The sequence below is a fragment of the Kaistella jeonii genome, from assembly GCF_000812865.1.
Lineage (GTDB): Bacteria > Bacteroidota > Bacteroidia > Flavobacteriales > Weeksellaceae > Kaistella > Kaistella jeonii.
The window spans coordinates 118,635-140,482 of the sequence record NZ_JSYL01000007.1 but is presented as its reverse complement, the minus strand read 5'-3'; the positions used below and the strand labels follow the sequence as shown (position 1 = coordinate 140,482).

Below are 21,848 nucleotides of genomic sequence, written 5' to 3'. Positions count from 1 at the left end.
ATGAAAGTTCTTTATCTTACCGATCAAACATTTCTTCACGGGGGAGTAGAAAAAGTGCTTTCTCAAAAATCAAATTATCTGGCAAATATTTTAGGAGATGAGGTAACAATTGTTACGTACAGACAAAAAAATAAAAAACCGATCTACCATTTCAGTCCTAAAATAAAATTCATCGATCTGGATGTAAATTATGAAATCTCCGAAAGCTATTATCATCCTTATAATTTACAAAAAGTTCCTCATCATATTTTAGCTTTAAAGAAAGTTCTGAAGGGTTTAAAACCAGATGTGATCATTAGTTGCCATTTCGGCCCTGATTTTTATTTTATTCCATTTTTGGTGAGGCAAATTCCCAAAATAAAAGAGTTTCATTCTTCCCGCTATTTTTATGCAGCCGAGCCAAAAACCCTTAAAACAAAATTACTGCATCAATTGACTATATCAATTGAAAAGAAATACGATCAATTGGTAGTGCTTAACGAATCAGAACGTCAATTTTACAGAAGTGAAAACATCACCGTGATTCCTAACCCCGCAGAGATTTCCAGTATAAGAGCAGACCTCACTTCCAAAAAAATCATGGCAGCAGGGCGTATTTCGCCTGTCAAAAATTTTTGGGATCTTATAGAAGCTTTTGCCGGGGTGGCTAAAGATTTCCCCGGTTGGCAGTTGCATTTTTTTGGAGAGGATTATTCAGGAACGCAAGCCAAACTAGAGCAGAAGATTAGTGAATACGGTTTACAAAACCAAATTAAATTCATGGGTATTGCTCCAGATTTGAAAGTTGAAATGAAAGATTACAGCATTTATGCGATGACTTCTGAAAGTGAATGTTTTCCCATGGTTTTACTGGAAGCATTATCAGTAGGCTTACCGGTAATTTCGTACGATAGTCCTACAGGTCCCCAATATATTTTGAAAAATGAGGAAGATTCTTTTATTGTACCTTATAAAAATTTAGATATTTTTGTATCGAAATTAAAAGAGATGATGCAAAACGAAAATCTCCGCCACCAAATGAGTGCAAAAGGACGGGAAAACGTCCTGCGCTTCCGTATTGAAATCGTCATGCAGCATTGGACAAATTTATTCATTTCACTAATTAACAAAAAATAAGTTAACCTTAACCTACTTCCGTGTTTGACTGGATCCCCGCACAATCATATACCGCCATTTATTATAATGTATTGTTGATTATCGCATTACTCATATGCTTTCATGCCCTAATTTTTGATGTGAATGATGAACAGAGTATTAACTTCTTTTATTCTTTTGGATACGCAGTCGTATTAACTTTGATTTTGTATATGGGTTTACGACCTATAAATAACGATTATTTTGGAGATACTCAAAATTATGCGAGAGTCTACGATTTATTGCAAAAAGGTGTTGATGTCAAAATAAAAAGTGATTATTTATTTAATTATTTAATGAAATTCAGCAGTAATATCATGAGCATTAATAGTTTTTTTCTCATGGTAGATGTTATGTATGTAATTCCCTGCTTTCTTTTTTCCCGCAAATATTTTCCCCGTTATTGGTTCTTTGCAATGTTCATGATAATCAGTTCTTTTTCTTTTTGGTCTTACGGTACCAATGGATTGAGAAATGGATTGGCAACTTCTTTTTTTTTAATGGGCCTGTATTTTTACAATAAAAAATACTGGATGTACTTTTGGTTTGGTTTGGGTTTTTTCATGCACGCTTCTCTCGTTATTCCTATTGCAGCCTTTATCGTTTCGGGTATTTATAAAAATCCTAAAGTCTATATTTACATTTGGTTCTTAGCTATCCCTCTTTCTGTAGTAGGTGGGAGTTCTTGGTCTTCCCTGTTCGCAACATTAGGAATGGAAGACCGTACGAGCGGATATCTTAATAATGTGATCACCGCCGGAGACGAAGCTTCAGCCACAGGTTTTCGGTGGGATTTTCTGGTGTACAGTGGATCAGCAGTTTTTACGGGAGCTTATTTTATTTTCAAGAAAAAAATTACGGATCCCTTTTATGTCCATGTTTTTGGCATGTACTGTATCGCCAATGCGTTCTGGATTCTCGTGATCACGGCCGCATATAGTAACCGTTTTGCTTATCTTTCCTGGTTTCTTATGCCTGTTATATTTGCTTATCCTATGTTTCGTTATAAAATCTGGAAGGAGCAATACAAGATATTTGGTGCTATTTTATTCGTTTATTTTATGTTTACCTATTTTATGAATGTAATCAAATAAATGATGAGAAAATTAACCGTTTTTACACCCACTTTTAATCGGATTCATCTGCTTCCCCGATTGTACCAAAGTTTACAGGAGCAAACTGATAAAAATTTTATCTGGATGATCATTGACGATGGTTCCACCGACGCTACGGAAGATCTGGTGAAAATCTGGCAACAGGTGAATGCCATTGAGATCGTCTATTTGTATAAAAAGAACGAAGGCATGCATTCTGCCCATAATGTGGCCTATGAAAATATAACAACACCTTGGAATACCTGCATCGATTCTGATGATATGATGTCTGGGAATGCTATAGAAAGTATTTTAAATCATCTGGAGGACATTGAAAATGATGATGATTTCTATGCGGTAGTCGGTCTGGATGCAGATCAGAAAGGAAATCTCATCGGCACTCCCTTTCCGCAATATTTAAAAAAGATAAGGTTCAATGAAATTTATTTAAAATACCGCCTTACAGGCGATAAAAAAATTGTCTATAAAACAGAGATCATGAAAAAAGTTCCGCCATATCCTATTTATGAAGGTGAACGTTTAGTTCCCTTGGATTATAAATCTCTCTTGGCCGATCAATTTGCGTATATAAAACCAGTGAATGAAATTTGGTGCATCGTAGAATATCAGGAAGATGGTTCTACCCGAAATATGCTCAAACAATACCGCAGAAACCCACGTGGATTTGCCTTCTCCAGAATCTCCCGCATCGATTATGGACTTACTTTTAAAGAGCGATTTAAAAATGCAGTTCATTTGGTGTCCTCTAATTTATTTTCTAAAGACTTTGACTCTCTTTTTAAAACAAAACATACTCTCTTGGTTCTTTCAGCAATTCCACTCGGAATTTTACTTAACTTCTACATTCGTTTAAAAACGGAGAAAAATTGCTGATGAAAATCCTTCACATTATTAACAGTTTAGAAACCGGTGGTGCAGAAAAATTAGTCATCGAAACTTTACCACTGTATGAAGAGCATGGGATAACCGCAGATCTTCTATTATTAAATGGAACCAATCATCCTTTTTTGCAGGAACTCGTCGCTAAGAAATGTTGCCAAATTTTTACCCTAGGAACTTCCTCAGTCTATCATCCTAAAAATATTTTCGGCATTATTCCTTTCCTTAAAGAATACGACATTGTGCATGTCCATCTTTTTCCTGCACAACATTATGTCGCAATCGCTAAAATGCTTTCGGGTGCAAAATCTAAATTAATCTTTACAGAACATAGTACCTCTAACCGCAGATTTAAAAATAAGATATTTAAACCCTTCGATAAAATCATTTATAACCAATACCATAAAATCATTGCGATTACTCCAGCGGTAAAACAGAAGATTCTAGCCCATACTGACCTCAAAGAAGAAAAAATAATAGTTATTGAGAACGGGATCTCATTAGGTAAAATTCATGAAGCTTCTCCTTATCAACCAAATGAGATAGCATCTAACCTAAAACAATCAGATATTTTGATTTTACAGGTTTCCTCTTTTCAGGAGCCAAAAGACCAAGCGACGGTAATTAGAGCGTTGGTTGAACTTCCAGATCATTTTAAACTTGTATTTGTAGGAAACGGAATTTTAAGACAGAATGCTATAGATGTAGTCAATAGATTGAATCTGGGATTGCGAGTACTTTTCCTTGGTATAAGAAATGATGTACCTAGATTATTGAAAACCAGTGATATTATTGTCCTTTCCTCTAAATATGAAGGATTATCTTTATCCAGTATTGAAGGTATGGCTTCGGGAAAACCTTTTGTAGCGAGTGATGTTCCAGGTTTAAAGGAAGTGGTTTCCGGTGCAGGTATCCTTTTCCCTTTGGGAGATGAGAAACAGTTGGCAGAAGAAATTCTTCATTTGTCCAATGATGCAGACCATTATATTGCTACCGTGGAAAAATGTGTGGCCCGTGCAAAAGAATATGATATTTGCAAAATGGTGGCTGAACATATCAACTTATATGAAGAGATTCTCCGAACTAAGTAAGAACAATTTAACCAATACCTTCTTATGGTCGGCTGAACATTACTGCACGTAAATCTTTCAGCAAACACCTTCACCAGCGGAAGTAAGAAATACGCAGCAATGAAATGCAGTATATTCGGCTAAGCGAAATGGGTAGATTGCTTCATCACTCTTCCCCGTATTGATACGATTTCGATAACTTACTTGGATTCAGATTGCTTGCCTTTATTCCTTAGCCGAAACTCGTTATGCAAAAACAACCTCCGTTCAAAGAAATAATTTATCTTTGTTTTTGCTACTTTTACACTTAAGTTTACCCGCTGATCTATTTTACCCTTGAAAAAACTTTTTCGAATTTCCACCGTTCCCATTTCCCTTAATCTCTTACTGACAGGACAATTGCGGTATTTGAACCAGTTCTATGAAGTTACGGCTATTTCTGGAGAAGGAAGGGATTTGGAAGAGGTTGAGCAGAGAGAGAATGTTAAGGTTCATGCCCTCGAAATGGCCCGTGAAATATCACCATTTACTGATCTGGTTTCTTTGTATCGGTTGTACCGTTATTTCAGAAAAGAAAAGCCCGATATTGTCCATTCCATTACTCCAAAAGCGGGTCTGCTTTCTATGATTGCCGCACGGCTGGCGGGAGTTCCCGTAAGAATGCACACTTTTACGGGCTTAATTTTCCCTTCTAAAAAAGGTTTCTTTAAAATTGTTCTTATTTGGATGGACCGCTTATTGGCTGGATGTGCGACTAATGTTTACCCCGAAGGAATAGGGGTAAAGCAAGATTTATTACAGTACCATATCACAAGAAAACTGCTCAAAATAATAGCCAATGGCAACGTTAACGGAATTAATACTACCTATTTTAACTGCAATCAAATCTCAGAAAACCTGCAGAAAGACTTAAGAATTAGTCTTGGAATTTCGGAGAATGATTTCGTCTTTATTTTTGTAGGCAGACTCGTAAAAGACAAAGGCATTAATGAACTGGTCAGTGCCTTTAAAAACGTCGTTTCGACTCCGCTCAACGACCGCAGCCAACATTCAACATCCAACATCCAATATTCAACATCCAGCATTCAGCATTCCACAACTAAGCAATTACAACCTAAATTACTTCTTGTAGGCCCTTTAGAGCAACATCTCGATCCTCTCAATCCGGAAACTTTAAAAGAAATAGAGACCAATCCCCATATTCTTTCCGTGGGTTTTCAGCAAGAAGTTCGTCCTTATTTTGCAATAAGCGATGCTTTGGTTTTCCCAAGCTACCGCGAAGGTTTTCCGAATGTTGTACTACAAAGTTTAGCCATGAATATTCCCGCCATAGTGACGGATATCAATGGTTGCAATGAAATCGTCCAACACGAACGCAATGGTCTTATTGTGCCACCAAAAGATAGTCATTCCCTGCAGATCGCTATGGAAGAACTTCTCAATGATCCTGCTCTTTATCAAACTTTAAAAAGCAAAGCTCAGGAAAGTATTTTGCCTTACGAACAAAAGGCGGTTTGGGAGGCGATATTGGAGGAGTATCGGGAAGTGGAGAAGGAGCGTGTTTGAGAGGAGGAGTGACGCTTCGACTCTGCTCAGCGCAAGTGGGTGACGCTTCGACTTCGCTCAGCGACCGTTGCTGGTTAACGATGGTGGTACGATTTTAAAAGCGGTGGTATCGGTTTAAAATTCACAATATCATGATTGAGGATGGGCAGCAAAAAAGGTCTCCTTGTGGGAGACCCTTGTGGTAAGGATTACTTCATTTTTTTTCTGAGGTAATCGATGAGGTATTTCAGTCCGAGCGTGAAGACGTAACTGGCGGTACCTCCAATACCCGCCAACAGTACTGTTCTCACGATCTCTTCATTCTGTATCTGCACGAGAATAATGAGCACCATACCACAGGTGGTGCTGATGCGCTGTGCAGCATCAAACTGGATCACGGCTTTTCTTCTTTTATTACCGCCGTCTGACTCACTGCACTGGCGATACCACCGGCAAGGGCAGTATATCCGGCAATCGTGATGAGAACCGCGGGGAGGGGAATCACTGCAGTAGAAATTACTGCACTGATCCCTGTTAAAAGCAGACCGAAATTTCTGATTCGCCGAAAGAACCTTGGAGTGGGTTCCTGTAAACGACTGATGATCTTTTTCATTTCATCTTATTTTTTATGGTTAGCTGTAGTATTTGACCTTTATCCAGTATTGGATAGAGGCGATCTTTCATTCGTTCGAAGGCTATTCGAGAAGAAGTGCCTTTTCCTTCGCCGGTATGTTGCAAAACCGGAGCAATGCAGCCCTTGAGTTCGCGGGCGGCATCATTAGCGGGGTGCAGGAGTATCGCAGAGCGACCCGGAACGTTTGCCAATTCAAAATGCCATTTAAATTTCGGGCTGTACCTCTTACGCAAAACATATCTTCCTTCGGGTATGCAGGATATTCGTGGCATATTCTGTACCCAGGGCAGTTCGATGGTTTTGCATAATTCGCTACCATCCAGCAGCAGGACGCCATTGACGCCCTTGCTGTGGTAGGTTCTGAGCAGGCAGAGGTCCATCGCTATGGTGTTCCATCCACTTTTACGATCTGCAGGGCATTGTAAGCGCCATTTTTCAGCTCATAAAAGGTGCCGTTCACTTCCTGATAAAAGCTGATCCCGAAGACCAAAAACAAAGGATTGGTCGATGCCGTGGGCAGATTGTTATTCAACTGTAAGGGAGCCGTAAGTACTGAGCTTAAAGGAAGTACCGGTGTTTCATTTTTCTCGGAAGCAAAGGTTTCGCTTTCAAAATTAATGTCCATTGCTGCGGATACCATTTTGTAGTGGGTGCTTCCCGCGGGAGCAATTACGCTGTCGGTCGGAACATAGGCTTCAATATCGATGATCGCATCACCCGTCACCCTGTCCAAAGTTGCAGTAAAAGGCGCCACAATGGAGGTTCCCAGTTTTCCGCTGATATTGAATTCAAAACCCTGAAGCAACTCAGCTTCACCATCGATGACATTGCGCTGGCCGCGGGGATTGGTGGCATCCATCTGGATCACTTTCACCATTTCTTTGGTCAGTCTGCTCACCATTCTGGGGTCGGCAGCAGTGCGCAAGAGGCTCTGCATTGAATTTCGCAGTGTTTTGCCTGCCTTGCCTGCTCTTCCGAATTCTGCCATATTTTCCCGGGTGCGCTGAAACGCGGGATCGGTGCGCATTCTTTCTGCGGAGATTCCGCCTTTTTCCCGGGCCATGTAGCCATCTCTGGTACGATAGAAGGTGATATCACCCATCGTTCCTTTCAATTTAATAAGTCCTTTTTGTCGTGCCATTTTTTTGATTTTTATAAATTAAGAATCAGATGTTGAGGTACACCTGGTTAAACCTGTTGTGATCACTTGACAAAATTTGGCAATAAAATGATGTTATGCAAGTGTTCATGCCGGTTAGGGCTGTTTCTGCCGAAAGGGAATGTTTGTTCCGGATTCTGCGGGAAATGCCGGAAAATTGCCGAACTGCACCAGTATGCAGTTGGATTATGAGTAATTATTTCAGGACGGGTCAGATCGAAGACCTGACATCCGCTACCCCTCATTTACTTAACAGATGCTTCATAGATACTTCAAGGATACTTCATGGATAGTTCATGAAAAACATTTCCTTTTTTCTTAACGCAAATAGCTCCAAGGTCGGGCAAAATACTTTGAAGGTTGCTACTTTGAGAAGAAAGCTTCCACCCTTTTTTATGCTGAGTGCCATACTGAGCCTGCCGAAGTACCTGTCGAAGTAAGGGCTGGGGAAAAGAAGCTTTCTGATGGTCGGGATTGTTTGTATTCGTGGCGTTGAAGTAAGTAAATTCTTTTATTCTTCTTACTTTTTGTCTTGACACAAAAAGTAACAAAAAGGTCAAGACGGAATCTTTTTGCTAAAAAAAGAAAATTTCTTCTGAGAAAATACCCAAAACTCGGGCGGAAAGATGATGGCTTTTTGTGTATGGAATTTTTTGCCGCCACTCAAACAATGGGGATTTTTGTGTGGAGTTAGTTGAAGATTATTGATGGAAGAAATTTCCTTTTTTCTTTACGTAAAAATCTCCTGGGTCGGTTTGCAATACTTTTAAATTTATTCATATAGTTTCTTTTTTGACACAAAAAGTAACAGTCCCGAAGTTTTAGGGTAATATTGGATTTTTTTGCCTCATCATTTTGACGTTTTATTTGAATTGGCGAATCTCTTTGAGATTTCTTAACGCAAAAATCTCCGAGGTTGATATTGGTTAATTTACTAAAGGCCTACTAGTGGCTGAGCCTGTCGAAGCCACGTGATTTAGAAGTAATTTTAATATTAATTTCTTCTTACTTTTTGTCTTGACATAAAAAGTAACAAAAAGGTCAAGACGGAATCTTTTTGCTAAAAAAAGAAAATTTCTTCTGAAAAAATCCCTCAACTAGCGCGGATTGAGAAGTTTCGCTTCGGATTTGATCCTTCGCCGCGCGTCGGACAAAAGGGATTTTTATTTTTTGCTTGTTGAAAAGGTTTGTTGGAAGAAATTTCCTTTTTTCTTTAACGCAAATAGCTCCCAGGTCGGGCAAAATACTTTGAAGGTTGCTACTTTGCGAAGAAAGCTTCCACCCTTTTTTATGCTGAGTGCCATACTGAGCCTGCCGAAGTACCTGTCGAAGTAAGGGTTGGGGAAAAGAAGCTTTCTGATTGAGTTGTACGTTGGGGGAGCTGGTTAGTTGCGGATGAAGGGTTGCACTGATTCGTAGGATAAACCCATGTAGGTGCAGAATTCTTCGACGGTGAGGAACTGATGATCCGGCTTATGGAGAATGGTCTTGATTTTATGAATCAGATCACGACTGTACCTTTCGCTTTTTCCCGTGATGCACTGGATGTCTTTGGGGTAAATGCAGAGGCGGATCGGTCTTGGTTTCATCGTTTTCTGTGTTTGAAACACAAAGGTTGTAAAATACAAAATGTATTTTACATTAGGTTTTCGGTAGTACGAGAGAAAAAGTTATGAACATTTATTTGCGGGGTTCGAGAAGAAGGGAAGCAGGAAGATGGGGAGTGGGAAGATGGGAGTGTGATGACGGTGGGGAGAGGTTGGTTCGTCGTGCCTCCTTGCAATGACGGGGTTGCTTTGTCGCTGAGCTCCTTGTAATGAGGGTGTAGAAATTATTTATTCGTCAAAGCTTTCTAAATAATTGGTGAGGTTTTCGGTGAGAAGGTGGAGGAATTTTGCTTTATCGTTTTTCCTGCTTCTGATTTCGATCATGGTTTTGTGGTAATTGCCTAAGTCGATATCAAAACTGGTTTCGAACCATTTTACGGTTTCGGAAAGATCCTTATTTCCGCCATTTAAACAGCGGGTTTGGTGCAGTGCAACTACTAATTCGGTGAGGGCGACTTTTGAGGCCGACCATTGAATGGTGCTGTGGGATTTTTCTTCTTCGGTATGGTTATTTTTAATTTTGCTCAATTCTGCACGCAAGAATTTTTCATAACAATCATTGGCAAGAATTTGTGAAGCCAAATGATCATGGGAGGAGGAGAATCGGTCATCGTAGCTGTGGATATCAATTGACAATTTTACATCTAAATCATATTTGAACCGCAGGAAATATTTGCTGTCCAAATAGGTTGCATTTCTTCTGTAGTAGCTTATAAAGTCTTTGTTTTCCAAGGAAAAATACTGCAAATGTTCAAATTCGTTTTCATATACTTTTCTTTTTAATTTGTCACCTGAGGAAGGAAGCGCGGAGAGAAAGGAGACTAATCTGGAATAGTAAATAAAAGAACCAATAAATTTTGGCTTTATAATTTTAAAAAAGGTGATTTCATTTTCCCAAGACGAAAAATCGTGTATGATGACCCATGCTTTCACCGTACGAATCGCTTCATCGGTTTCCATGAGCGCATATTGGGCATATTCCAAAGGAGTGCTTTTCTCCACTTTGAGACGCTGAATTTTTTGTTGAAGAACCTCCCAGAGCTGGGTGGTCTGTTGAAGCAGGTGTTTGGAGTCCATAAGCAAGTTCAGTTAAGAGTATGAGATGTGGAATGCGTCAGGGCATGTTCAATTCTCTTTTCTTTTGTTCTATAAAATCTGAAGGTCTAATTTTATTGTATTGGTAGAATAGTTTGGAAAAGTGCTGACGATGTTTAATACCGCAGCTATCAGCCAAAATATCGGTTGTATATTTAAGATATTGCCGATCTGTATTCATGAGATTGGTGATGTAATGTATCCGCAAAGAAGCGATATAGTTATGGAAATTTGTTTTTCGGTGTTCATTGAGAACATAGGATAAATGATTTTTGTTGGTTTCGAATAATTTTGCCAATTTTTCGAGGGTAAGATCAGGATCAGTAAAGAGGGTTGTTTTTTCAAACTGATACAATTTTTCTAAAAGTTCAGTCACAATTTCATCCGCGTAGGTCATTTTTCGACCCTGATTGTGGGGTTGAGAAGAGGGAAGGGATGTTAGTTCGCCAGTCGCTAATTTTTTTTGAAGCGAGCGGTAATTTTTAGCTATTTTCCGATGCCGCATTATTAATAAAAACATAAAAATCAGACCCGCGGTGCCGCCTCCAAGGAGGAGGGTTTGAATGGTATTCAATTTTTTATTGCCCTTTTGTAATTTTTCTTTTTCGTTACGGAGATCCTGTACATCATATTCCAAATGTATTCTGGAAGAGAGATGGGGCATCTCGGTCTGAAGGATATGGTCTGCCTTGAGAAGCTGATCGATGTAAAAGTTGCGATCTTCCGAAGTGGAGGGAAAATTTCTGTTTTTCAGAAGGAGTTCGTAGGTCTTCAAGACTTCTGGAGAGACTGTTTCGTTTCCTGTAAATAAAGAATCGACCTTTTTTAAATAAATAAAAGCACGATCCCGCTCGTTCATATTCAGATAAGCATTACCAAGATAATAGTAGGTTACAGAAAGATGACCTTCTTCTTTGCGGAACTGCAACAATTTTTCAGCACGCAGAAGTTGCTCAATGGCCTGCGGAAAATTGCCGTGCTGAAAGTCGAGAATGCCGGACTCTTTTAGATTATACCCTTTTTCCTGGGTAAAATTCGGCTCATTCATATAAGGTTTCATCCGAAGCAACAAGTCCTGAGCCTGATCGTACCGCTGAAGATTTCGTTGGCAGATGCTCATCTGATGAAGCGTATTCAGATACCCACGCGTATTATTGTAGCGGAGGTTCGGATGTAGGTCTTTTTTAAGATTGGTTTCAAAAAAAAGAAGACTTTCCGTAAAACAGAGCATTGCATCTTCATAATAGCCTACATAGCTTTTTACCACACCGATCTGATATTTAATCTTAAATTTTAGATAATCATTATCGGTCTGTGCCGCATTTTTTGCGGCAAGAAGATACAAGTCAAGTGCCTGATCATATTTTCGAAAGTTGAAATAATAGACAATTCCTTTACCCAGATATGCCATACTGAGCAATGAGGGATCCTTCGTTTTTTGGGCGGTCAGTATGCAGCTGTCTGCATATTTCAATTTTTCCAGACGTTGGGGCGAGGAGAATGCGGCATCTTCATAGGCGTGAAGTAAATGCACAAAATCTTGTGATTTTTTTGCGGAGGCAATACTTCTGGTAATGAATTGGAGTGCACGTGTGTCATTTTCCGGAAAATTGCTGTATTCTTTTTTGAGATCATCATAGCCCACACTGCTTTTTTGCGCAGACCCGGTGATACTGCACAAGAAAACGGTACAAAAAAGCAGAATGTTTCTACGCATGCCCCCACTTTTTGAATTAAGATGAACCGTAAGAGCGCACTGTATTCGCTTTATAGCCTTTGGTTCTAATTCGATGTCCTAAGTTACACAAAAAGTAAATACCATGCCTGTTCTCCCGCTAAAAATGAAGGAGATAAGGATCTATTGCGACGTCTATATACATCCTTATCCCCTTCAAGTCCTTTTTTTTAACAGTGTGAGTTTCTAATTTCGGGTTAGAATTCTATCACAATCGACCGGCGCCGGATTAACTTTTTAAAGATTAAAAATTATGAAAAAGTCAATCGCAATTTTAAGTATCGTGGTAATCCTTTCATTTCAAACAAGTATGAAGGACCACGAATGCAGTCTTCCTAAAACTGGAAGCTTTTCTGCAACAAGTTTATTACCGGAGCACATTCCGGCTTTATCCTTTGCTTGTTTTAAAATGGACGGAGCAGAAAGTCCGCCATGGAAAGACCCATGGCAATGGTTCAAGATCTTTCGGAAATTCTGGGAATTTTGAAAATGAGCCGGTATGTATAAAAACACCGCATTCAATAGCCTGACTGCATCCAGCGGAGAACAGTGCCCCTGTAGTGGGGAGTGGGAAATCTTAGGCACGGTATGTACAAGTGCCGTTTTTTCGAAGGGAAAAGTGATGCCGGAGTATTATGGGAAAAAGGTAGTTTGGATGATGGTGAGGAGGGGGTGACGCTTCGACTTGGCTCAGCGCAAGTGGGTGAGGTTGCTTCGTCGCTTCGCTCCTTGCAGTTAATGGGTGACGCTTAGACTCCGCTCAGCGCAAGTTGGTGAATGGGTGAGGTTGCTTCGTCGCTTCGCTCCCTGCAGTGAAAGCGTGAATGAGCAACCGGTAATGAGGAATGATTGATAAGCAATTTGAAGACTTTAATGAATACTATCATTTATTATGAAATCAATTTTTAAATGGACGGTGACCGTGGTGGCGTATTTTTTTGTGGTGCTGTTTGTTTATGCTGCTGCAAGTAAAATTTTCGATTTTGAAAATTTTCAGGTGCAGTTGGCGCAGTCGCCACTGCTGAGTGCCTACGCGGGATTTATTTCCTACGCAGTGATTATTTTGGAACTGGGGATTGCTGGAATTCTCCTCTTCCCGAAAACCCGAAAGGTAGGTCTTAATGCATCATTCGGGCTCATGGTAGCTTTTACGGTGTATATTTATCTTATCCTGAATCATAGTGATTTTGTACCCTGCTCCTGCGGTGGAATCTTAGAAAAAATGGACTGGACACAACATTTGGTTTTCAATATTGCCTGTGTTTTGCTGGCCATAACCGCTATTGTTTTCATTGAGAAAGAAAGGGCGATTCATTTTCGCAGAACCGCTGCTATGAGCAGCCTTATCCTGGTGGTAAGTGGTGGCGGAATGGTCGCCCTCTTTCTTTCTTCGGAGCATATGATGAAAAAGGAGAATAATTTTACGAGGAGGTTTCCACATCATCCCATTCTGGAGGACCAATCGTTTGATCTGAAAGTCAACTCCTATTATTTTGTGGGGAGTCACGGCAATGATGTTTATCTCGGAAACCCAAGCGCTCCTTTCAGAATATTAAAAATAGATGGACCATTCCTGAAAACAGATACCATTGACTTGGTTCCCAGTACCGAACATCATTTCCAAAATCTTCGGTATCAGGTGCAAAATGATTATCTGTATGCCTATGACGGATCCGTACCTGTGATTTATGCCTCTCATCTGGATTCTCTAAAGTATCCCTTACGGGAAATCAGCAGCAAAGACGCTTTTTTTGATCAACTGGTTCCTGTTTCTCCAACCCAGTTCATGATGCGGGTAGAAGATAAACCCTCTCAAAAAACAGCTTTGGCAACCCTTACTTTAGGCAAACCACACCAGGTTCGCATCAACAGTTCAGTGTTGACGGAAAAAGCTGATGGAGGTTTTGATGCTGATGGGCAACTATTATATGATGCCGAACTGGGTGATTGTTTTTACCTGTTTTATTATAGAAATCAGATTCTTAAAATCAATAACTCTTTAAAGTTGGTTGGACGGATGAAAACCATCGATACGGTCACCACCGCTCACCTAAAGATAAAAATTTTAACGGACGGGCGGAAGAAAATGATTGCACCTCCCTTATTGGTGAATAGAAATATGACCATTCATCAAGGTTTAATTTTCAATGAATCCAATTTAGTTGGCAAACACGAATCACAAGAGATGTGGAAAAAAAACACTGTTGTAGATGTATATACAACAACACCTGCTGGTTACTGGGGCAGCATCTACGTTCAGAACCGCGGAAAGAACAAAATGTCCCAGATGTTAGTTACCGACACCTACTTCTATATGATGTCGGGTAATGAAATCATACGTTACCGTTGTGCACAAACGCTAACCGACCATTTCATGTATGGGAGAAGCCGAAAACCCATTTCAGAGTAGGCGAAATCTATTAATATTTTTTATTATGAAAAATTTAAAAACACTCCTTTTACCGGCTATAATGGTGCTGGCGGGAGCAGGAAGTGCGTATGCAACGCACCTTACCAAAGACGATTCCAAAGTGACGCGAACAGGCTATGCTTTTCATCCTGGTGAAACTCCAAAATGTGTACAGTCAAGTAAACTTTGTGATACAAACGGTTCTGTGATCTGTACCGGAAATGTGGGTATGGGTTCAGAAACGCTGTACGACATTAATGGTACTTCCTGTCCTAATGTACTCAAAGAACGGATTGTTAAATAATTAAAAAAAGGGATGCTCCAAAGAGCATCCTGTTTTTTTATCAGTACATTTCGTCGATCCATTCCTTTTTTACCCCTTTCAGATAATAGTCAAACCAATGCGAAATCCGCAGAAACAGATCTTCGCGGTTCGCTTTATTCCCAAAGCTGTGTCCTTCATCGCCATAGAAAAGCGCAATTACTTCTTTATGATTTCTTCTCAGACCTAAATAAAACTCCATCGTCTGCTCCCATAGAATATTCTGATCTTTAGTTCCTGTCCAGAGTAGAATTGGACGGCTTACCTTTTCCGCATAATAAATCGGGCTGTTGTCGATATATAGATTTTTATCTTCGGCGAATGATTTGAACATCCTGTATTGCTGCTCCTCAAATTGCCAGTAGAAAGGAGAAAAATAATCGTAATTAAAGGAATGGTAAGACCTTACCAGATCACTGTTTCCTGCTCCTCCTACATACGTGGCAAATTTGTTGCTCTGCGTTGCAATATAATTGGTTTCATAGCCTCCGTGAGAATGCCCCATGAGACCGACTTTTTCAAAGTCAATGGAAGTTATGGGTGCAAGCGCATTCATACCAGAATCTACACAGTCCAGCGCAGAACGCCCTGTTCCTCTTCCGTCATATACAATATCGGGCAAGTAAATAAAGTAACCCCGGTCTAGATAATAACGGATGTTCATTCCTTCAACCCTGCCCCACATTCCATCTCTTAAATACTGGTTGCTTTGGTTTCTCATTAATTCGTAAATACCTACCACCATCGGATATTTTTCAGATGTTTTGTAGTTCGAAGGATAGTATAACAAACCCGTAAGCGGTACCCCTTTCGAATTGGTATATGAAATTTTCTCCATCCTCACTTCACGCACGCCGTGATCCTTGGGATTGGTTTTGAAAAGCACCTGCTCTTTGAAATTTTTATTCATTACCAGCACGGGCGGTGCGTTATAATTTCTTTTCACGTACAGGTACTTTTTTTGCTGGGGAAATGATACGGACATGGTTATATATTCGGGACCCGTTTTACACAGTTGCTGAAATTTTCCCTTACTGTAAACTCCTACCGCCTGTTTCGAAGTAGCATTATTGGTTATTTTAATTGCCAGCGGTTCGGAAGGTTCATACGATGTTCGGTAGAATTTATTTTCAAAATTCAATACTTCGTTCGTTCCGCCTGCAATCTCAGCATCATATCCCGCCGGTATTTTTATTCGGACTATCTTTTTGGTTTTTAAGTCATAGGTAATCATCTTCTCGTGGTCTGGAAATAGAAGCTGATCCCCCTGTACACTGAAAAATGGAGTAAGATCACGGGCAGCCTTAATAGTGCTTTTTTCTCCAGTATCGATATTGTACAGCACCCAGTTCAAATTATCATGAGACAGCAGATACTTCCCTTCTTTGTCCGTGTACATATAAATACCGGTTAATCCCAGTTCCTCATACCGATCCAGTTCAGTATCGTACCGGTACACCCTCTGCTGAATTCTTTCGAAAGTGTAATCCTGATTTAGGGCAGGATCATAAGCCAGCAGGTAGCGCCCGTTCCCGGTATCCGTATGTTTCGGAAAACGGTGATGGTCGAGCGTAACTACTTTATGGTTTTGAGGAGTCCAAAGAATATAGGTGAATGTTTCATCATTATAAAATTTCTTCCCAAGATTATGATCATTGGGATACCATACATCCACTGAAGTATTTTTCGGCACTTTTGGGTTTTGAGTAGCAAAGGTTACAAGATAGCTGCCGTTCTTCAGTGCGGAAACGCCCACTGGAACTTGGGGAGGACCCTGACTGTTGCCCGGGAACGCCACCGTTATTCCCGTAGAATTATCAGCATAATACAGTTTTGAATTTCCATCAAGGTTTTCGTGAAAAAGGCATTTGGTTCCGGCTAAATAATCAATAAAAAAACTTCCCGCAGCTCCTTTGGCCAGAAGCAGGTTCCCTTTGGGGGTCCACTCTTTCAGCGAAAAGTTTTCGTCATTGCGCTGGGTATAAAATAAACGGTGCTCTTTTTCCTGCACCGAGACGACCTCTTTGATTTCTTCAAGTATTTCTCCTGCCGAATTAAGGATCTGCAGATTTTCTTTTTTTAGCAGTACAATAGTTTGGTACTGTTCCAGAAAGAAAGCCCTGTTGAGCTCTTCCCATACTTGCGGTTTCATCGTGATGAGGTTCACTAATTGGGCTGTTCGGGATCCACTCATAAAAACCGCTCCTCTTTTCGTGTATTTTACAGATATGGGATAAACATCTGGTGTCTGAAAAAGAATTTTATCGGGATGCTTCGTCGATACGAGCGCCAGCGTATCAGACGAATAATCGTATATTTTTTGGAACGTTATAAATTTCATGTCCGCAGAGGGTATAATCCAGTCAATATCATAGGTCTTTCCTTCAAAAGGACTGTTGGGGGTCAACTCGTCTTTTTGGGCAGAAACAGAAGCAAAAATCATGAGCGTAAAAAATAACCAGAAATTTATTTTAATAGCCATTGTTTTGGGGATTGAGGTTAGGATTGAGAATCAGTTCTGAAAAAGGAAGCGGCCATAACTGGTGATGCTGGTTCCACTGTGGCTTAGTAAGCGTAAGTTCATTGAGGCGGTTCGCTCTTTTAAGAGTGATAAACCTAATGCCACGCTCTGTAAAAAATTCTTTACGGTTTTCGTCGAGAATTTCCTGCAACAGCTCCTCTTTGGTAGCCGTGGGAGGGGCTTGCGCGATGCCTGCCTTTTGTTTCACCGCATTCAGGTAAGGCAGGGCTTCGCTGCGTTTATTTTGTTGCACGAGTGCTTCCGCCAATAACAGATAGACTTCTTCCAGACGGAAAACGATGGAGTATTCATCACTGTTCTCAACCATGTTCTTGTACTTATCGGCACGGTAATAATTTTGCTGCCCGATAGTGACTTCTTTCACCCATTGCTGCTTCCTAAGATCGTCTGGCGTAAAAGAGGCGACAAGCTCATCGGAAAGAGCATAGTTATTAGGAAGGGCACTTTCAAAATAATACAACAAAACTTCATTCGTGGCATCATTTGGATGCAGTGGCTTCAGTTGCCACAGGATATGGCTTCCTGATTTTTTGAATGTTTTAGTAACGTCAGGCTCCCATTGATAAAGCGGAAACTGCACCACACCCCGCAACAATTCCTCCGCTTCGGGATACTGATGACGCGTCATCAGCACGGTGGCCAGGATCATTTCAGCCGTTTTACGGTTCGGATAGATGCGCTCAGTATTGCGGTACTCATCACTCAGAAGACCCACCGCCTCCCGCACGTCATTCTCAATCTTCAGCAAAACCTCCTGCGAAGCGGTTTTGGCAATTGATTTATTCACCATATAATCTGTCGTAATGGGGTAAGGGATATCCCCAAACAGCTGGTTGAGGTAGAAATAGATCAGGGATCGTACTACAAGAGCCTCCCCTTTGATTCTTTTTTTGTCCACCTCCGGGATCGCCTGGCTTTTTTCAATCCCTTCGAGGAGGGCGTTGGCGGTGTAGATTTCGCTGTAGGCATTGGTCCACACGGCTTTTATGCTCCTATTCGATGACCCCTGTACATTGTGATAGAGATCCATATCACCATTTTGTGTATAAACATCATAACTGATTAATTCATCGGTATAAGTTCCCAGCAGGGCGCCTGCGCCCGCTGCCGAACCACTGAAGAGCGAGTAGGCTTGCACTTCGGTGTAAAGATGGCTCAGCGCAGCATCGGCGGTGCCCACCGATTCAAAAACCTGGCCCGTACCAATCTGATCAATGGGTGCGTCGACCTCTAAAAGGTTCTCACAGGACTGCAGGCTCAGTGCAAGAAGTGCCGCCATTGTTAGCGTATAGAAGACGTGGTATTGTATTTTCATGAGGAATGGTTTTAAAAGGTTAATTGAAATCCCAGAGAAAGGGTTTTTAATGGCGGTAAGAATCCTGATGTCACAAATTCTGGATCAAGACCGAAATACTTTGTCCACGTCCACAGGTTTTGACCCTGCAAATACACCGTAGCATCGTGTACCAGTGTATTGTGCATCGGGACGCGGTAATTCAACTGAATATTTTTCAGCCGTAGGAAGGAGGCGTCACTTACGGCTGCGGTACTGTTCATCAAATGTTCTGTCAGCGCATTCGTAACCGCATCGTTGCCCGGTGTGTAAGGCATGATGATGCCGCCGGTGTTGGAAGGTGACCATACATTCAGCAATTCTGCGGGCTGGTTTACCATCAGTCCTGGCGTAGACATCGTGTGGAAATAATTCCATCCTTCCTGCTTCACAAATTGCAGGAGAAAAGCCAGACTGAAGTTGTGGTAACTCAGGGTGTTCTGCAATCCTCCAAAATATTGGGGACCTAAGGTTCGTACCATCTGGGCATCATCGGGCGATACAATTTTTCCGTCGCCGTTAAAGTCCTTAAAGGTATAATGACCCGTGGCGTCAATACCCTGATAATCCAGAAGTTTCACTGCATAGATTGACTCTCCGATTACATACCGATTGGCATAGGTAGAACCTTCCAGTCCCGGAAAAGCCAAGAGCTTATTTTGCGGCAGGCTGATGTTAAAGGAGGCCGTCCATTTCCAGTCCTTGCTTTTCAGCGGCGTAGTATTCAGTTCAAATTCGAACCCTCGATTTTCTACTGTGGCACCTAAGTTGGCGAGGATGGATGTAAAACCTGTAGTGGCGGGCAGGGGAGTACCCACCAGCTGATTCGACGACCGGTTGCGGTACCAAGCCGCAGTCAAGTTGATGCGCTCTTTGAAAAGCGAAACTTCAAGTGCTGCTTCTGTCTTGTCGGTTTGCTCCCACGAGAAATCCGGATTATACAGTCGCGACGGATAAAGGCCGGGCATACCGTCGTAGGCATTATAGCCGATGCTGTACGTGTCGGTGAACTGAAAATCGCCGATGGCGTCGCTTCCCGTGCGCCCGTAACTGCCTCTCAACTTTGCGAACGATAGCCACGGCACTTCTTTCAGGAATTTTTCCTCTGAAAGAATCCAGGCAGCACCCAGCGCACCGAAATTGGCAAACCGGTGACTCGGCCCGAACCGGCTCGAGCCATCTCTTCGAGCCGTGAGGTTCGCAATATACCGGTTCTTGTACTGATAATTGATCCGCCCAAAAACCGCGGCATAACGGTACTGATTCTCCTTGGAAGGTGAAACAGTGACGGTGGTCGCAGACGCAACATTGTCGAGCAGGGCATTGCTTGCAAACCCATACCCGTTGATGGCGGAATTCTGCGTGATGCTTTGCTGGAAGGTGATTCCCGATAGCAAACTCCACTCGCTGCTGCCATATTTTTTCACCCACGTCACCTGCGGTTCAAGCAGGTAAGAAAATGCATCGCTGCTGGCTTGCGAGGAGGAGGAATAATCGGTTGTCAACCCGTAAGCAGGGTTATAAATCGTATTCGGAATCTGTGAACGTTCGTCCAGATGTTCCAGTGTAAAACCAGCGTTCAGTTTCACCGTGAAATCGTGACCTATCCTGTACGAAGAAGTCAGGTTCTGATTCAGGTGTTTTGTTCTGTTCATATACCGTGCATTCAGCTGCGCCAACGGATTATTGAACGTATTTTTTTCCCAGTTCAGGTGGCCGGTGTTATCGTACAGTGCCGGTGCAGTGGGCGACAGTCCCAGTGCTTTGTTGGTGAGATCTAAATTAAGCGTTGTATTTCCCGTCACCGTAAAGTTGTTGCTCAAGCCCAGGTTGAATCGCTGATCCGCAGAGCGGTGGTCGAAATGCGAAGAGAACGTATTGGTTTTATAATGCTGATCGCCCGGAAATACGGAAGTTTGGTCGGCATATCCTGCACTTACCGAAAAAGTGTTCTTTTCCGATCCTCCGGATACCGATGCGAGTACATTGGTGTTTACTGCCGTGCTACCTATAAGTTCCTGCTGCCAGTCGGTGTATCGCGTCTGGTCCCATGCACCGTTGAGGTCATACGCATTGGCAGGATAGGAAACTGTACCCACATTGGCATATGCCTGTTGGCGCATGGCTGTATATTCCGCACTGTTCATCATCTTCAGTTTACTGCCTACCTGACTGAAGCTTTGGTTGCTGTTCACGGTAAGCCTTACTGGTGAAGCCTTTCCTTTCTTGGTCGTCACCAGAATTACCCCATTGCCGCCCCGGCTTCCATAGATTGCCGTGGCATCAGCATCTTTCAGTACTTCAATGCTTGCAATATCATTTGGATTGATGCTGTTTAATGGGTTGATGCTCTGCAGGGGCAGTGCTCCCGCCGAAAGGGTCGAGCTTAGAGAGGTGGCGGCAGGTACGCCGTCGATAATGTACAGCGGAGCATTCCCGTCTGTCATACTGTTCAGCAGATTTCGTAAACTGTTCCTTCCTCTGATCTGAACATCGTATCCTCCTCCCGGCGTTCCGCTGTTCTGCGTTATACTCACTCCTGCTATTCTGCCCTGTATTGTAGAAAGCACATTGTTCACGGGCTGATTTTCAATATCCTTCGCCAACACTTTTGCGATGCTGCCCGTGCTTTCTTTGGCTTTTACATTGTAGTATCCAGCGTTCAGCACCACTTCTTCGATTGACTTCACTTTTTCGGTAAGAGCAATAGTGAAATTAGTTTTTGCATCCAGAAGGATTTTTTGCTCGTTGTATTCAGGATGCCTGATGATGAGTACGGGATTTTCTCCAATAATTTGAAGCGTGAATGCGCCAGATGATGAGGTGGTGGTCATTTGGGTAGTATCCTGCTGAGCGATTGTTGCTCCTGCAATGGGTTTTTCTCCATTGTTTACCTGTCCCGTGACTATGCGGGTTTGTGCCTTGACCTGCGCGTGTACGGCAGAAAATATCAGGCAACAGGAAACAAGTCCTATGGGTGATAGGATTTTTTTCATAGTTTTGTAATGGTTTTTAGTTAGACTTTAATTAAATACTGTGCTCTTTCCTGTGGGGTCTGCAAACTTTAGGGAGAGGGCTTTTTTGTTTTCGGGGTGCGGGTTACGGAATCCGAGTTTCGCGGTGTTCTAATGTAGATTTTATACCATTTGTTTTTTTATTAAAAAGTTGATTATTATTCCTTGTTTTAAAATCGGATTGTCTCAGGGGAAAGAGGGTAGAAACACCTTATGAAGTGGGGCACTTTCCCGCTGAAGACGAATCCTTTTTA

16 protein-coding genes are annotated in these 21,848 nt (G+C 41.7%); 8 read left to right on the top strand and 8 right to left on the bottom strand.

Annotated features, from left to right (window positions below; all coding sequences use genetic code 11):
• From OA86_RS10830 to OA86_RS10810, 5 genes are all read left to right on the top strand, one after another.
• Entirely contained in the window at positions 1-1,116 is a 1,116-nt protein-coding gene (locus OA86_RS10830; RefSeq protein WP_039352890.1) for a glycosyltransferase family 4 protein, read from the top strand.
• A 20-nt stretch (positions 1,117-1,136) separates the two neighbouring features.
• The gene (locus tag OA86_RS10825) at positions 1,137-2,228 is read left to right on the top strand and encodes an EpsG family protein (RefSeq protein WP_039352888.1); all 1,092 of its coding nucleotides are present in this window, start codon (positions 1,137-1,139) and stop codon (positions 2,226-2,228) included.
• Positions 2,229-3,122, top strand: a complete 894-nt coding sequence (locus tag OA86_RS10820) for a glycosyltransferase family 2 protein (RefSeq protein ID WP_039352886.1) — start codon at positions 2,229-2,231, stop codon at positions 3,120-3,122.
• Positions 3,122-4,219 carry a glycosyltransferase gene (locus OA86_RS10815; RefSeq protein WP_039352883.1) on the top strand — a complete coding sequence of 366 codons (1,098 nt, stop codon included), beginning with the start codon at positions 3,122-3,124 and terminating at the stop codon, positions 4,217-4,219. Before OA86_RS10820 ends, OA86_RS10815 begins: the two co-directional genes overlap by 1 nt.
• 315 nt (positions 4,220-4,534) lie before the next feature.
• Positions 4,535-5,764 carry a glycosyltransferase family 4 protein gene (locus OA86_RS10810; RefSeq protein ID WP_039352880.1) on the top strand — a complete coding sequence of 410 codons (1,230 nt, stop codon included), beginning with the start codon at positions 4,535-4,537 and terminating at the stop codon, positions 5,762-5,764.
• A 373-nt stretch (positions 5,765-6,137) separates the two neighbouring features.
• On the opposite strand, the gene OA86_RS10805 is transcribed toward OA86_RS10810, so the two are convergent.
• The 5 genes from OA86_RS10805 to OA86_RS10770 all read right to left on the bottom strand — a co-directional run bounded on the left by OA86_RS10805 (position 6,138) and on the right by OA86_RS10770 (position 11,955).
• Positions 6,138-6,356, bottom strand: a complete 219-nt coding sequence (locus OA86_RS10805) for a hypothetical protein (protein WP_039352878.1) — start codon at positions 6,354-6,356, stop codon at positions 6,138-6,140.
• Positions 6,353-6,757: a DUF5675 family protein gene (locus OA86_RS10800; protein WP_039352875.1), complete on the bottom strand. Its 405-nt coding sequence runs from the start codon at positions 6,755-6,757 to the stop codon at positions 6,353-6,355. Before OA86_RS10800 ends, OA86_RS10805 begins: the two co-directional genes overlap by 4 nt.
• 2 nt (positions 6,758-6,759) lie before the next feature.
• Complete coding sequence (locus OA86_RS10795; RefSeq protein ID WP_039352873.1) at positions 6,760-7,518, bottom strand: hypothetical protein; 759 nt, start codon at positions 7,516-7,518, stop codon at positions 6,760-6,762.
• Positions 7,519-9,371: 1,853 nt separating this feature from the next.
• Positions 9,372-10,220 carry an RteC domain-containing protein gene (locus OA86_RS10775; protein WP_039352859.1) on the bottom strand — a complete coding sequence of 283 codons (849 nt, stop codon included), beginning with the start codon at positions 10,218-10,220 and terminating at the stop codon, positions 9,372-9,374.
• A gap of 37 nt (positions 10,221-10,257) precedes the next feature.
• Positions 10,258-11,955 (bottom strand): helix-turn-helix transcriptional regulator, encoded by a 1,698-nt coding sequence (locus OA86_RS10770; protein ID WP_126340491.1) that lies wholly within the window; start codon positions 11,953-11,955, stop codon positions 10,258-10,260.
• A 271-nt stretch (positions 11,956-12,226) separates the two neighbouring features.
• On the opposite strand from OA86_RS10770, the gene OA86_RS10765 reads away from it, so the two are divergent.
• The 3 genes from OA86_RS10765 (at position 12,227) to OA86_RS10755 (ending at position 14,687) form a co-directional block, all read left to right on the top strand.
• Entirely contained in the window at positions 12,227-12,460 is a 234-nt protein-coding gene (locus tag OA86_RS10765; RefSeq protein WP_039352852.1) for a hypothetical protein, read from the top strand.
• 405 nt (positions 12,461-12,865) lie between these two features.
• Positions 12,866-14,383 (top strand): MauE/DoxX family redox-associated membrane protein, encoded by a 1,518-nt coding sequence (locus tag OA86_RS10760; protein ID WP_039352847.1) that lies wholly within the window; start codon positions 12,866-12,868, stop codon positions 14,381-14,383.
• Positions 14,352-14,687 carry a DUF6520 family protein gene (locus tag OA86_RS10755; RefSeq protein WP_143071375.1) on the top strand — a complete coding sequence of 112 codons (336 nt, stop codon included), beginning with the start codon at positions 14,352-14,354 and terminating at the stop codon, positions 14,685-14,687. The genes OA86_RS10760 and OA86_RS10755 overlap by 32 nt, the downstream gene beginning before the upstream one ends.
• A gap of 40 nt (positions 14,688-14,727) precedes the next feature.
• Here OA86_RS10755 and OA86_RS15370 read toward each other — a convergent pair whose 3' ends face one another.
• The 3 genes from OA86_RS15370 to OA86_RS10740 are packed head-to-tail and all read right to left on the bottom strand — an operon-like array spanning position 14,728 to position 21,576.
• Positions 14,728-17,187 carry an alpha/beta hydrolase family protein gene (locus OA86_RS15370; protein ID WP_052257488.1) on the bottom strand — a complete coding sequence of 820 codons (2,460 nt, stop codon included), beginning with the start codon at positions 17,185-17,187 and terminating at the stop codon, positions 14,728-14,730.
• The gene (locus OA86_RS10745; protein WP_039352841.1) at positions 17,177-18,562 is read right to left on the bottom strand and encodes a RagB/SusD family nutrient uptake outer membrane protein; all 1,386 of its coding nucleotides are present in this window, start codon (positions 18,560-18,562) and stop codon (positions 17,177-17,179) included. Before OA86_RS10745 ends, OA86_RS15370 begins: the two co-directional genes overlap by 11 nt.
• 11 nt (positions 18,563-18,573) lie before the next feature.
• Positions 18,574-21,576 carry a SusC/RagA family TonB-linked outer membrane protein gene (locus OA86_RS10740; protein WP_039352838.1) on the bottom strand — a complete coding sequence of 1,001 codons (3,003 nt, stop codon included), beginning with the start codon at positions 21,574-21,576 and terminating at the stop codon, positions 18,574-18,576.
• Positions 21,577-21,848: the final 272 nt, after the last annotated feature.

What these genes read in the sequence shown, in the direction of transcription:
- OA86_RS10830 (WP_039352890.1), top strand. Translation starts at nt 1, where the DNA reads ATGAAAGTTCTTTATCTTACCGATCAAACATTTCTTCACGGGGGAGTA.
- OA86_RS10820 (WP_039352886.1), top strand. Translation starts at nt 2,229, where the DNA reads ATGATGAGAAAATTAACCGTTTTTACACCCACTTTTAATCGGATTCAT.
- OA86_RS10815 (WP_039352883.1), top strand. Translation starts at nt 3,122, where the DNA reads ATGAAAATCCTTCACATTATTAACAGTTTAGAAACCGGTGGTGCAGAA.
- OA86_RS10805 (WP_039352878.1), bottom strand. Translation starts at nt 6,356, where the DNA reads ATGAAAAAGATCATCAGTCGTTTACAGGAACCCACTCCAAGGTTCTTT.
- OA86_RS10800 (WP_039352875.1), bottom strand. Translation starts at nt 6,757, where the DNA reads ATGGACCTCTGCCTGCTCAGAACCTACCACAGCAAGGGCGTCAATGGC.
- OA86_RS10795 (WP_039352873.1), bottom strand. Translation starts at nt 7,518, where the DNA reads ATGGCACGACAAAAAGGACTTATTAAATTGAAAGGAACGATGGGTGAT.
- OA86_RS10775 (WP_039352859.1), bottom strand. Translation starts at nt 10,220, where the DNA reads ATGGACTCCAAACACCTGCTTCAACAGACCACCCAGCTCTGGGAGGTT.
- OA86_RS10770 (WP_126340491.1), bottom strand. Translation starts at nt 11,955, where the DNA reads ATGCGTAGAAACATTCTGCTTTTTTGTACCGTTTTCTTGTGCAGTATC.
- OA86_RS10765 (WP_039352852.1), top strand. Translation starts at nt 12,227, where the DNA reads ATGAAAAAGTCAATCGCAATTTTAAGTATCGTGGTAATCCTTTCATTT.
- OA86_RS10760 (WP_039352847.1), top strand. Translation starts at nt 12,866, where the DNA reads ATGAAATCAATTTTTAAATGGACGGTGACCGTGGTGGCGTATTTTTTT.
- OA86_RS10755 (WP_143071375.1), top strand. Translation starts at nt 14,352, where the DNA reads ATGGGAGAAGCCGAAAACCCATTTCAGAGTAGGCGAAATCTATTAATA.
- OA86_RS15370 (WP_052257488.1), bottom strand. Translation starts at nt 17,187, where the DNA reads ATGGCTATTAAAATAAATTTCTGGTTATTTTTTACGCTCATGATTTTT.
- OA86_RS10745 (WP_039352841.1), bottom strand. Translation starts at nt 18,562, where the DNA reads ATGAAAATACAATACCACGTCTTCTATACGCTAACAATGGCGGCACTT.
- OA86_RS10740 (WP_039352838.1), bottom strand. Translation starts at nt 21,576, where the DNA reads ATGAAAAAAATCCTATCACCCATAGGACTTGTTTCCTGTTGCCTGATA.